Annotated in this window: 10 protein-coding genes; 2 read left to right on the top strand and 8 right to left on the bottom strand. The window is 61.1% G+C overall.

Features of this window, described 5'->3' with window-relative positions:
• Nucleotides 1-57 precede the first annotated feature (57 nt).
• The 7 genes from ppdK to ACCAA_RS03125 all read right to left on the bottom strand — a co-directional run bounded on the left by ppdK (nt 58) and on the right by ACCAA_RS03125 (nt 8339).
• Nucleotides 58-2787: a pyruvate, phosphate dikinase gene (gene ppdK / locus ACCAA_RS03095; RefSeq protein ID WP_186405782.1), complete on the bottom strand. Its 2730-nt coding sequence runs from the start codon at nt 2785-2787 to the stop codon at nt 58-60.
• A gap of 163 nt (nt 2788-2950) precedes the next feature.
• A complete protein-coding gene (locus ACCAA_RS03100; protein WP_186405783.1) occupies nt 2951-4573 on the bottom strand; it encodes an NAD(P)-binding protein in 1623 nt (540 codons plus the stop codon).
• Nucleotides 4573-5586: a thiamine pyrophosphate-dependent enzyme gene (locus tag ACCAA_RS03105; RefSeq protein ID WP_186405784.1), complete on the bottom strand. Its 1014-nt coding sequence runs from the start codon at nt 5584-5586 to the stop codon at nt 4573-4575. The genes ACCAA_RS03100 and ACCAA_RS03105 overlap by 1 nt, the downstream gene beginning before the upstream one ends.
• An 11-nt stretch (nt 5587-5597) precedes the next feature.
• Nucleotides 5598-6851, bottom strand: a complete 1254-nt coding sequence (gene porA / locus ACCAA_RS03110) for a pyruvate ferredoxin oxidoreductase (RefSeq protein ID WP_186405785.1) — start codon at nt 6849-6851, stop codon at nt 5598-5600.
• Complete coding sequence (locus tag ACCAA_RS03115) at nt 6844-7440, bottom strand: 2-oxoacid:acceptor oxidoreductase family protein (protein WP_186405786.1); 597 nt, start codon at nt 7438-7440, stop codon at nt 6844-6846. The genes porA and ACCAA_RS03115 overlap by 8 nt, the downstream gene beginning before the upstream one ends.
• A gap of 503 nt (nt 7441-7943) precedes the next feature.
• Nucleotides 7944-8078 (bottom strand): DUF3024 domain-containing protein, encoded by a 135-nt coding sequence (locus tag ACCAA_RS22825; RefSeq protein ID WP_483771140.1) that lies wholly within the window; start codon nt 8076-8078, stop codon nt 7944-7946.
• Nucleotides 8079-8120: 42 nt separating this feature from the next.
• Complete coding sequence (locus ACCAA_RS03125) at nt 8121-8339, bottom strand: hypothetical protein (protein WP_186405788.1); 219 nt, start codon at nt 8337-8339, stop codon at nt 8121-8123.
• A 221-nt stretch (nt 8340-8560) separates the two neighbouring features.
• Here ACCAA_RS03125 and ACCAA_RS03130 point away from each other — a divergent pair, with 221 nt between their 5' ends.
• Nucleotides 8561-10003 carry a DUF1254 domain-containing protein gene (locus ACCAA_RS03130; RefSeq protein WP_186405789.1) on the top strand — a complete coding sequence of 481 codons (1443 nt, stop codon included), beginning with the start codon at nt 8561-8563 and terminating at the stop codon, nt 10001-10003.
• Nucleotides 10004-10046: 43 nt separating this feature from the next.
• Here the strand turns inward: ACCAA_RS03130 and ACCAA_RS03135 are convergent, their stop codons facing one another.
• Complete coding sequence (locus ACCAA_RS03135; protein WP_342674022.1) at nt 10047-10454, bottom strand: nitronate monooxygenase; 408 nt, start codon at nt 10452-10454, stop codon at nt 10047-10049.
• A 533-nt stretch (nt 10455-10987) separates the two neighbouring features.
• On the opposite strand from ACCAA_RS03135, the gene ACCAA_RS03140 reads away from it, so the two are divergent.
• The gene (locus tag ACCAA_RS03140; protein ID WP_186405790.1) at nt 10988-12910 is read left to right on the top strand and encodes a PrkA family serine protein kinase; all 1923 of its coding nucleotides are present in this window, start codon (nt 10988-10990) and stop codon (nt 12908-12910) included.
• Nucleotides 12911-12914 lie beyond the last annotated feature (4 nt).

A 12914-nucleotide genomic window follows, 5' to 3' on the forward strand; every position in this document is an offset into this window, starting at 1 on the left:
AGGGGTGTTCGGGCCATTGTCGGCAGTCACGCAAGTGACTGCCGACAAATGAAACACTTACTCGTTATTGATGGCCGCCTGCGCTGCCGCCAGGCGGGCAATCGGCACCCGGAAAGGCGAGCAACTGACGTAGTCGAGGCCGGCACGATGGAAGAACTCAATCGAAGCCGGGTCGCCGCCGTGTTCGCCGCAGACGCCCAGCTTGATTCCCGGGCGTACCGAACGACCCTTCTCGACGGCCATCTGGACCAGCAGGCCAACACCCTTCTGGTCGATCGACTGGAAGGGATCACGCTCGTACATGCCATCCTTGAGATAGCTCGGCAGGAACTTGCCCGCGTCGTCGCGTGAGAATCCCATGGTCATCTGGGTCAGGTCGTTGGTGCCGAAGGAGAAGAACTGCGCCTGCTGGCCGATACTGTCGGCGATCAGGGCGGCACGCGGTGTTTCGATCATCGTCCCGAGCAGGTAGTCGAGCTGTTCGCCACGTTCGGCAAAAACAGCGGCGGCCGTCTGGCGGATGACACGGGCCTGGGAGTTGAATTCGCGCACCGTGCCGACCAGCGGAATCATGATTTCGGCCTTGACGTCGAAACCCTTGGCCTTCATGTTCAGGCCGGCTTCGAGGATCGCCCGGGTCTGCATTTCGGTGATTTCCGGGTAGCTGATGCCGAGGCGGCAGCCGCGGTGGCCCATCATCGGGTTGAACTCGTGCAGATCATCGACGCGCATCTTGATCACGCCGAGCGGGACATTCATCTCGTGCGCCATGATCTTCTGGTTGGCTTCGTCGTGTGGAACGAACTCGTGCAGCGGCGGATCGAGCAGGCGGATGGTCACTGCCAGTCCGCTCATCTCGCGGAACAGACCTTCGAAGTCGGCACGCTGCATGGGCAGCAGCTTGGCCAGTGCCCGGCGCCGTCCGCCTTCGTCCTCGGACAGGATCATTTCACGTACCGCCTTGATGCGCTCGCCCTCGAAGAACATGTGCTCTGTACGGCACAGGCCGATACCCTTGGCGCCGAAGTTGCGCGCCGCCTTGGCGTCGTCTGGGGTGTCAGCGTTGGCGCGCACGGCCAGCTTCTTGTAGCGGTCAGCAAGATCCATCAGCGTGCCGAAGTCACCGGTCAGTTCAGCTTCCTTGGTCGCGACCTGGCCCAGATAGACTTCGCCGGTCGATCCGTCGAGCGACAGCCAGTCGCCTTCCTTCCACGTCTCGTTGCCGATCGACATGGTGCGTGCGTGGTAATCGACGCGCACGGCGCCTGCGCCGGAGATGCAGCACTTGCCCATGCCGCGCGCCACGACGGCGGCGTGCGAGGTCATGCCGCCGCGGGCAGTCAGAATTCCCTTGGCGGCACTCATGCCGCGCAGGTCCTCAGGCGACGTTTCCTGGCGCACCAGGATCACGTCCTTGCCCTTTCTGACCCATTCCTCGGCTTCGTCGGCAAAGAAGACGATCTGCCCGGTCGCCGCGCCCGGAGACGCTGGCAGGCCATGGGCGATCGAACGTGCCTTCTTGATCTCGGCCGGGTCGAAAACCGGGTGCAGCAGCTCGTTCAAGCGCTCCGGGTCAACGCGGCGCAAAGCTTCTTTTTCATCGATGATTCCCTGCTGCAGCATTTCCATCGCGATGCGCACCATCGCCGAACCGGTGCGCTTGCCGTTCCTGGTCTGCAGCATCCACAAGCGGCCTTCCTGCATGGTGAACTCGACGTCCTGCATGTCCGAGTAGTGCTGCTCGAGCTTCGTTTCGGCTTGCAGGAGCTGTGCATAGATGTCGGGCATCAGCTCTTCGAGCGACGGGAAGCGCGTGCGGCGTTCCTCTTCGCTGACCAGCGCCAGCTTCGCCCAGCGGCGCGAACCCTCGAGGGTGACCTGTTGCGGAGTGCGCGTGCCGGCGACGACGTCTTCACCCTGGGCATTGACCAGGAACTCGCCGTTGAACAGGTCCTCACCGGTTCCTGCGTCACGCGTGAAGGCGACACCGGTACCGCTCTTGTCGCCAAGGTTGCCGAAGACCATCGCCTGAACGTTGACCGCGGTTCCCCAGGAGTCCGGGATGTCGTTCAGTTCGCGATAGACCTTGGCGCGATCGTTGTTCCAGCTCTGAAAAACCGCGTTCACTGCTCCCCACAGCTGTTCCCAGGGATCGGTCGGGAACTCACGGCCAACGCGGGCGCGGATCAAGCCCTTGAAGCGCAGCACCAGTTCCTTCAGGTCTTCGGTGTTGAGCTCGGTATCGAGTTGAACGCCTTTTTTCTCCTTGAGCATGTCGATGACCACTTCGAAGGGATCGTGATCCTCTTTCGATACCGGCTTGAGACCCATCACCACATCGCCATACATCTGCACGAAGCGTCGATACGAATCCCAGGCGAAGCGCTCGTTGTTGGCTTTGCGAGCCAGGCCGACGACCGCCTCGTCATTGAGGCCGAGGTTCAGGATGGTGTCCATCATGCCCGGCATCGAAGCGCGCGAACCCGAGCGAACGGACAGCAACAGCGGATCGGCAGCGTCGCCGAACTTCTTCCCCATTTCCTGTTCAACGAAGGCCACGCCAGCACGAACGTCAGCCTCGATCAGCTTGAACACCGCCTCCTTGCCCTGCTCGGTATAGACGGTGCAGGCTTCGGTACTGATCGTGAAACCGGACGGCACGGCGATTCCCAGGCGACACATTTCGGCAAGGTTGGCACCCTTGCCTCCGAGTATATTCTTCATCTTGGCGTCGCCGTCAGTTCGGGCGGCACCAAATACGTAGACGTTCTTTGTTTCAGTTGACATACATACCTCGCGGGTCAGGGAAGAAGGAAAAGACACTTCGAACGGCACGTTCGAAGTGTCCCCAGAGTGGGTGACCCGGCCACCGGCACCGGATCACGGTATTTTCGCGTTCCTGGCCGGGAGGCAGGAACGGCAAGGCGAGTACAACCGTGCGACCGCGCGGTCAGATTTCCTCGGCCTCCATCTTGATCGCGCCGCAGGGGCATTCGGCGACGCACATGCCGCAGCCCTTGCAATAGTCGTAGTTGAACTCGAAGCGCTTGCCGGGGCCGAGCTTGATTACCGCGTTGTCGGGGCAGACGCCGTAGCAGTTGTCGCATTCGAAGCAGTTACCGCAGGAAAGGCAGCGCCGGGCTTCAAAGAGCGCATTGCTCTCGTCGAGCCCACCCTGGACTTCATCGAAGGTGGACTGACGACGGATGATATCGAGCATTGGCCGCACGGTCTTTGGTGCATCGGCATAGTACCAGGTGTTGAGGTTCTCGAAGGTAGCGACCTCGCGCTGGACCGGCGGGAAATACTGTTCGCCGCGCAGCCAGCCATCGATATGCCGCGCCGCCTGCTTGCCGTGTCCGATGCCGACGGTTACGTTGCGCTCGGCGGGGACCATATCCCCACCGGCAAAAATGCCCGGATGGCCGGTCATCATGTTGGCACCGACCTCGACCACGCCATCGGTCACCTTTAGTCCGGGAACGCCTTCGAGCAGACCGAGATCAACGTCCTGTCCGAGCGCGAGGACCAGCGAATCGGCCTCGATGGTCTCGAACTCGCCGGTCGGCTGCGGGAATCCTTTGCTGTCGAGCGCCATCTTCTCGATCGTCAGTGACGATTCATCGGCCTGCTTGATCGTCGACAGCCACTTGACCATGATTCCTTCTTGCAGCGCCTCCTCGAGTTCGAAATCGTGCGCCGGCATTTTCTCGCGCGTGCGGCGATAGACGATCAACGGCTCGGCGCCCATGCGCTTGGCGGTGCGGGCCACGTCGATGGCCGTATTGCCGCCGCCATAGACGACGACGCGGCGGCCGAGCAGAGGCTTGTCTTCACCCTCCATGCTGCGCAGCAGGGAAATGGCGTCGATGATCTTGGCGGCGTCGCCGGCCGGGATCATCGCTCGCTTGCCGATGTGGGCACCGACGGCCAGGAAGGCGGCGTCGAACTTGCCTTCCGCCATGGTCGTCAGGATGTTGTCTACCTTGCTGTTGAGCTTCACCGTGACGCCGAGGTCGACAACCCGCTGCATTTCCGCTTCCAGAATATCGCGCGGCAGGCGGTACTTGGGGATGCCGAAGCGCATCATGCCGCCGAGCAGCGGACCCGCTTCGTAGAGCGTGACACTGTGGCCGAGCCGGCGCAGGTGGTAGGCCGCGGACATTCCGGAGGGGCCGGCGCCGACGACCAGGACGTGCTTGCCTGATTCGGTGGCCGGTGGCGTCAGCTTCCAGCCCTGCTTGAGCGCTTCGTCACCGAGAAAGTGCTCGACCGAATTGATGCCCACCGGTGCGTCGAGCTGCCCACGATTGCAGGCACCCTCGCAGGTGTGGTAGCAAACCCGACCCATGATTGCCGGAAATGGGTTGTCTTTCGTCAGATGCCGCCAGGCACTTTCGTAGTCTCCGGATTCCGCATGGAACAGCCAGCCCTGGATGTCCTCGCCGGCCGGGCACTGTTTGTTGCACGGGGGTAGCCGGTCAAGATAGACCGGCCGCGACGTACGCCACGAGCCGGTATGGTTGGCCAGGGATGAGCCTGGGTCTAGGGTAATGGCAAAGGGTTTTTCCATCAGTTCGCCTCCTGGTCGAGCAGTCCGTATCTGCGAATGTTCTTGTCTGCCGCCGCTTGCAAGCGGGCGATCGTTTCCACTGCCGGCTTCTTGCCGAACAGGTGTGCGTAGCGCTTCTGAAGCTTCAGATACTCCTCGACGGGCTGCTGTCGGCGGATTTTCAGGGAGTTGGTGAGGTCGCCACGTTCGGCTTCGAAAACCGGAAAGATGCCGGTTTCCTTGGCCAGGCGCGCCAGTTTGATGGTGTCTTCCGAAGCGGCACCCCAGCCAAGAGGGCAGGGTACGAGGATGTGGATGTAGCGCGCGCCGCGCATGCCCATGGCCTTGGTGACCTTGTATTCGAGGTCACGCAGGTCGGCGACGGTCGCCGTCGCGACGTAGGGGATCTCGTGGGCCATGGCAATCGCCGGCAGGAACTTGCCCTGGCCGAAAACGTTGCCGGGTTCCGGGCCGACCGGCATGGTGGTCGCCGTGCGCGCTGCCGGCGGGGTCGCCGAACTGCGCTGGACGCCGGTGTTCATGTAGCCGCCGTTGTCGTAACAGATGTAGAGCACGTCATCGTTACGTTCGAACATCCCCGACAGGCAACCGAAACCGATGTCGGTGGTCCCCCCGTCACCGCCCTGGGCGACGACACGCACGTCGCCCATCTGTCCCTTCTGCCTCTTGATCTTGATCGCCGCGGCAATGCCCGTGGCCACCGCAGCCGTGTTGCCGAACAGCGAGTGAATCCATGGAATCTGCCATGAGGTTTCCGGGTAGGGCGTCGAGAAGACCTCGAGGCAGCCGGTGGCATTGGCCGCAATCAGGCGGCCACTGGCCGCTTTCATCGCGGCATCGATGGCATAGCGTGCGCCGAGTGCTTCACCGCAGCCCTGACACGCACGGTGCCCCGAGTTGAGGGAATTGGTACGTTCCATGTTGGCCTGCACACTGCGCTCTTCCTCGGCCAGCAAGCGATTGCCGACCGTGAAGGTGCCGGTCTGATAGAAATGAACGGGTTGGAAGCTCATCAATTTTCTCCTCAGACAATACCGGTGGCAACGACGCCGATGTCGCGCAGCATGCTTTCGGCTGCCGGACCCGAACGGCGCGTGGTGCGCTCGCGTTCGAGTTGCTTATTGACCACGTTCCAGTCGAGATCGAGAAAGGTCAGGTGGCCCAGTTCGCCGCGCGCTGCCTTGGTAAACAGCGCATGCAGGGATTTCCGAGTGATCGCCCGTCCGCCGAGTCCGGCGACGACGGTGTGTCCATGCAGTTGCAGACCCGACATCGCCATCCGTACATCGGTAGACACAACGCCGCCGATGCCCACAGCGAGGCTCTTCTCGAGCACGACGACGCGCTGCGCGTTCTGTAGCGCGGCACGTACGCTGTCGATCGGGAAAGGACGGTAGGAGGTGATGCCGAGCACGCCGATCTTCTCGCCGGCTGCGCGCATGTCGTCTACGGTGTCCTTGATCGTTCCCAGCACCGAGCCCATGGCAACGACGATGGTTTCTGCGTCTTCAGTCCGATACGAGTGCGTCAGACCGCCCGAGTCGCGACCAAAGATCGTCTTGAATTGTTCGGCCAACTGCGGGATGAGTTCAAGCGCCTGCATCTGCTTGGCGTGCGCTAGGTAGCGCACCTCGGAGAAAGCTTCCGGTCCGACCATGGCGCCGATCGATACCGGATCGGCGGGGTCGAGCACCTGGCGCGGTTCGTAAGGCGGCAGGAAAGCGTCGACCTGCTCCTGGGTGGGAACGTCCACGCGCTCGTAGGCATGCGTCAGAATGAAGCCATCCATGCAGACCATCACCGGCAGGCTTACTTCCTCAGCCAGCTTGAAGGCCTGAATATGCAGGTCGAGCGCCTCCTGGTTGGTCTCGGCGAAGAGCTGGATCCAGCCGCTGTCGCGCTGCGAGAGGGCGTCGGTGTGGTCATTCCAGATATTGATCGGCGCGCCAATGGCGCGGTTGGCGACCGTCATGACAATCGGCAGGCCGAGGCCGGAAGCGTTATAGACCGCCTCGGCCATGAACAGAATGCCTTGTGAAGCCGTGGCGGTGTAGGTGCGGGCACCGGTCGCCGACGAGCCAATGGCGACGCTCATGGCAGCGAACTCGGACTCGACGTTGATGAACTCGCAGTTCTCGATTTCGCCCGCTTTCACCATTTCGCCGAGACCTTCGACGATGTGCGTCTGCGGTGAAATCGGATAGGCGCAAATCACCTCCGGCCGGCAAAGGCCGACCGCTTCGGCAACGGCATGTGAACCTTCAGTCTGCTTAAGCATGTGCGGCCTCCTGGTGACGTGCTCCGGCGATTTCGTCCATCACGAACTGATAAGCCTCGCTGGCGGCAGCGATGTTTGCAGTGGCGATCTTTTCAGGGAACTTGGCATTGATGGCCTTGATCACCGACTCCAGCCGAATGAGACCGGACGCGGCGGCGAATCCGGCGAGCAAGGGCACATTGGGCATGGGTCGGCCGACGTGCTTGCGGCTGAGTTCGGTGGCCGGAACCGTACAGAGTCTGTCCGCTGGCCAGTCACGGACGTAATCACCAAGGCCCAACTCGTCGAAAGTGCGGCTGGTGTTGATCAGGATGTAACCGCCTTTCTTCAGTCCCGAGAAGACGTCGACCTGGAGCAGCAGGGTCGGATCCTGGATGATCAGGGCATCGGGTTCCATGATCGGTTCGCGCATTCGGATCTCCTGGTCCGCGATGCGGCAGAACGCCACGACGGGAGCGCCGGTACGTTCCGAACCAAAACTTGGGAAGGCCTGGGCATGGCGGCCTTCCTCAAACGCAGCAATCGACAACATCTCGGCAGCCGTAACCACGCCTTGGCCGCCGCGACCGTGTATTCGGACTTGGAACATGTTTCCTCCATTGTTTTCCATCGTTCTTTTAACGCTCGCGCAGCATAGCTTAGTTCGAGTCCATTGAAAACAACGATACCGCGGCGTATGGACGAACTTTTTGCGCGGGGGGGGGTCTGCGTAGCCAGCTCCGCCGCCGAGGTCAACATGAATGAATACCAGGCCGCGCAAGGACCGAGTTCTTGCGCAACCAGCATTCCGATGAGCGCTGCTATTTCGTCCTGGCCGGCCTGCACGCTCGTCTCGAAGCGTTCGTCCTGCCGCCCTCACCGTTGAGCCTCGATAGTTCGGAAACCCTGGCCGCGGACGAAGGCTTGATGATCCGCCTGACCGGGCGCGAAGCCTTGCAGGAAGTGGCGATCATGTTGCGCACGATCGAACAGGCACACGTTCCGGTCAGCGGAGAGACCGAGCTGCCACGCTGCGCTTGCTCAGCGAAAAGCTGGCGGGTGGTGACTTTACCCATGGGTCGAGAAAAAGTCCTGAATCAGGTGAGCGACGATTTACGGCTCAAAGAACGGATCGTCTCTGATCGCCTCCAGAGATTTCTCGAGGCCAAGATCGCGATAAACCTCGGCCCATTGCTGGGTATGACGCATGAATGATAGGTTGAAACGCGTCGGGCCGACATATTCCAGGCGAGCAAACTTTGCTTCAAATTCAGAACAGTTTCGACGAGTTCATCCATCTGCTGCTGCACAACCGCCTTGACACTCGCTGGCACGGTGACCGCCGGCGGTTTCGCTGGGCTGAAGACCCACGCCTTTCGTGTTCTGGCCATATCGAATATCGAGTTGCTCGCGCTGCTGGTGACGGTTGGTGCGCGGACAAGAAAACGCTTCCTGTCGCGGTTCCGCTTTGGCCTCTGCGAAAGTCTTCAAGAACGGCGTCGCGGCCATGGGCGATGTCCAAGCTGTAATCGTTGCACAGATCCGAGATTTCTACCATGCGTGTTACCATCGAAAGCCCGTTTAAAATATAGGACTATGACGTTAAGCTGCACCAGATGATCATTCTGGCCGCTACGGGAGCGATCTTGGGGTGCTGCCGGCACCGATCGACGGCAGGTTCATGAACCAATTTTCATCAAAACCAGGGATGCAATATGTATAAATCAGGCATGTATGGACTTGCGAAGCGATTGGCGCGGACGGTGCTCGTCGCCCTTTTTGGCCTTGGACTCGGTGCGGCTCAGGCTGCCGGCACGGGTTCGCTGACCACGGACGAAGCCAGGCAGATTGCGATCGACGCCTACATCTACGGTTATTCGCTCATTACGACGGATGTGACCCGTGTGCAGATGAGCAATGTGACAAAAGTGGAGGAGATCAAGGCTCCGACGGGCACTTTTTTCAACATCAAACGCTACCCGCCGGCCACCTTCCGCGGCGTCTCGGCGACGAACGCCGACACCTTGTACTCGGTGGCGTGGCTCGACCTGTCCGAGCCCCAGGTGTTCAGCCATCCCGAGATCAAGGACCGTTTCTTCACCTTTGAACTGGTCGATCTGTGGATGATCGTCAAGAATAGTGTCGGCACCAACACCAGCGGCTCGAAGGCGATGACCTACCTGTTCACCGGCCCGGGCTGGAAGGGTTCGGTACCGGCGGGCATGACGCACATCAGCTTCCCGACCCGTTACATGGTCGCCCTAGGCCGAACGTACGCGCAAGACACCGAAAAAGACCTCGCAAAAGTGAACGCCCTGCAGGCTCAGTACAAGGTGATGCCCCTGTCGGCCTACGGCAAGCCCTACACGTTTGTGGCCGGCCCCATTGATCCGAATCCGGGTTTCAGCATGACTGAAGCACCGCAAAAGGCGATTGCTGACCTGGGTACGACCGGCTACTTCAACCTGATGACGAAGCTGATGGGCGGTGCCGCACCTGCTGCTGCGGAAGATGCACCCATGTTGGCGCGCATGGCCAAGATCGGCATCGTGCCGGGACAGGCCTTTGACCCGAGCAAGCTTGATCCGGCGGTGCAAGCTGCACTCAAGGACGTGCCCGAGGAAGCGGTCCGGCGCACGACCGCCGCGTGGGAATCGCTGGGCAAGGATGTGAACGGCTGGCGCGTCACGACGGTCGGCGGCCGCTACGGCACCGACTATCTGCTGCGCGGCGCCTGGGCGACCAGAGGCTGGCCTTCGCAACTGCCCAACGTTTCCGTGTATCCGACCACCTACGTCGACAGCGCGGGGGAGAAGCTCGCGGGCGCAAACAAGTACACGCTGACCTTCCCGAAAGGGCAGTTGCCACCGGTCAATCCCTTGGCCTTCTGGTCGATCACGATGTACGAGAACACGCCCACGGGCCTGTGGTTCTACCCCAACCCATTGAACAAACTCACCGTGAGCCCCCGCAACAAGCTCAAGTACAACAAGGATGGATCGCTGACGTTGTACTTCTCGCACGCCTCTCCCGGCAAGGACAAGGAAGCCAACTGGCTTCCCGCACCCGAAGGGCTGTTTGCGCCCACGCTGCGGCTGTATTGGCCCAATACCACGCCACCTTCGATCCTGGATGGGACCTGGCAACCGCCGGGCCTCGTGAAGGTTCATTGAGGCCAGCCGCTTGAGGCAGCAATGACAATCATGCGGCCGAGGCCTATTTGGGTATGACGTATCGGTTCTCGGTGATATGTTTCGCTTTGTAGCCACAACGGCTCTCAGAACGGCGCTCAAACAAGGGCGCCGTTTTTATGGGCTGAGCCTTCGCCCGCAGTGGCGCAATGGCCCCGTTCGCCAGCGGAAACTTCGGTGCCAGCGCGTTGATCGGCCCCAACTCGCGCATGATGCGATTCATGATGCCGCGCGCCGGGCGGCCGGTGAACAGGTTGGTCGGTGCGCTGTGGTGCGCCGCCTCGCTCTTGAGCGCGGCGCGGTGGATGGCGCTGGTAGTCGCTTCCGAGCACAGTTCGACGGTGGTGGCCGAGCAGAGAATCTTGGCGCCCCAGGAACAGGCACGCGGGCGATGAGTTTCGGCACCAGCAGGCCAAGCCGGTGTCCGCGGCAATCAATGGCGGCGGCCTCGAACTGGCGCTGGCCTGCGATATCCGTACACAGCAGCATCGATGTGCCCTGTTTTGGTGCGCGCCGCGTGGCTTGCTCGAAAAAGTCGCTCTACAGGGCTCAGGCTGCTTGCTGGCGGATGAGGTCGGCCAAGAGCGGCACCTGGCGCCGCAGTGATCCGGTCGTTGAGACCGGTCTGGAAAGACGCTCCGCTGTGACAAGTTACCGCGCTTCGCCAAAGAAAACGTTGTCCAATGTCATGACACGCCAGCCCTGCGCATAGCCTGGCGCCTTGCAGCGGCAGTGCAAGTAGCGCGTATCCGCTACTTGCTGTCGCGTTCGGGCCGAGCGGCAGTGTCGGCTGTGGCGAATTGCCGCTCAGCCTGGCCTGATTGAAGGGCAGCAAAGGTGGCCCGCTATTTGCTTGGATCTTGTGGACCATGGGCGTTGCCGCCGTCGGGAAACACTGGCTGGTAGCGGCGCGGGATCGTCCGTGCCTCGTCAGAGTTGGAAGGTCAACAGATTGTGGAGATCAACATGGACATCGTCAGTCATTTTGCCGCCCGCTTCGAGCGGACCCGCGAAGAGGAGCTTTCACTGGAAGACTATCTCGCGGCTTGCAAACGGGATCCGCTGAGCTATGCCAGCGCTGCCGAACGGATGCTGCGGGCGATTGGCGAGCCGCAGACCATAGACACCCGCAAAGACCCGCGGTTGTCACGCCTTTTCGCCAACAAGGTGATCAAGATCTATCCGGCTTTCGCCGAATTCTACGGCCTAGAAGACGCGATAGAGCAAGTGGTGAGCTACTTCCGCCACGCGGCGCAGGGGCTGGAAGAGAAAAAGCAGATTCTGTACCTGCTCGGTCCGGTCGGCGGCGGCAAGAGCTCGATCGCCGAACGGCTCAAGTCGCTGATGCAGGAGGTGCCTTTCTACGCGATCAAGGGTTCGCCGGTGAACGAGTCGCCACTGGGGCTCTTCGATGCCGATGAAGATGCCGCCATCCTCGATAAGGAGTATGGCATCCCACGCCGCTACCTCAACCGCATCCTCTCGCCTTGGGCAGTCAAGCGTCTGGAAGAATTCGGCGGCGACATCCGCCGCTTCCGGGTGGTCAGGCGCTACCCGAGCGTGCTCAAGCAGATCGGCATCGCCAAGACCGAACCCGGCGACGAGAACAACCAGGACATCTCCAGCCTGGTCGGCAAGGTCGACATCCGCAAGCTGGAAACCTACGCCCAGGACGACCCGGACGCCTACAGCTTCTCCGGTGGTCTGTGCCTGGCCAACCAGGGCTTGCTCGAATTCGTCGAAATGTTCAAGGCGCCGATCAAGGTCCTGCACCCGCTGCTGACCGCCACGCAGGAAGGGAACTTCAAGGGCACCGAAGGTTTCGGCGCCATTCCCTTCGACGGCATCGTCCTCGCCCACTCCAACGAGAGCGAATGGAAGGCCTTCCGCAACAACAAGAACAACGAAGCCTTCCTTGACCGCATCTACATCGTCAAGGTGCCCTACTGCCTGCGCGCCTCAGAGGAAGTGAAGATCTACGAAAAGCTGCTGCGCGGCTCGTCACTCGCCGAAGCCACCTGCGCTCCGGGAACCCTGCGGATCATGGCGCAGTTCGCGGCCCTGACGCGCCTGAAGGAGCCGGAAAACTCCAGCCTGTATTCGAAGATGCTGGTCTACGATGGCGATAACCTCAAGGACACCGACCCGCGGGCGAAAAGCTATCAGGAGTATCGCGACTATGCCGGCGTCGACGAGGGGATGAGCGGCATCTCGACGCGCTTCGCCTTCAAGATCCTCAGCAAGGTCTTCAACTTCGACTCGGCCGAGGTCGCCGCCAATCCGGTGCATCTGATGTACGTCCTCGAACAGCAGATCGAGCGCGAACAGTTCCCGGCCGAAACCGAGGCCAAATATCTGGCGTTCATCAAGGAACACCTGTCGGTGCGCTACGCCGAATTCATCGGCAAGGAAATCCAGACGGCCTATCTGGAAAGCTACAGCGAGTACGGCCAGAACATCTTCGACCGTTACGTGACCTACGCCGACTACTGGATCCAGGACCAGGAGTATCGCGATACCGATACCGGCGAGGTGTTCGACCGCGCCTCGCTGAATGCCGAACTCGAGAAGATCGAAAAGCCGGCCGGCATCGCCAACCCGAAGGATTTCCGCAACGAGATCGTCAATTTCGTGCTGCGCGCGCGGGCCAACAACCAGGGCAAGAACCCGCTATGGACCAGCTACGAGAAACTGCGCACGGTGATCGAGAAAAAGATGTTCTCGAATACCGAAGAGCTACTGCCAGTGATCAGCTTCAACGCCAAGGCCAGCGTCGACGACGTCAAGAAGCACGAAGACTTCGTCAATCGCATGGTCAACAAGGGCTACACCTCGAAGCAGGTACGCCTGCTGTGCGAGTGGTACCTGCGCGTGCGCAAGAACTCGTGACCTG

Origin of the sequence: Candidatus Accumulibacter aalborgensis (assembly GCF_900089955.1) — a bacterium.
Taxonomy (GTDB): domain Bacteria; phylum Pseudomonadota; class Gammaproteobacteria; order Burkholderiales; family Rhodocyclaceae; genus Accumulibacter; species Accumulibacter aalborgensis.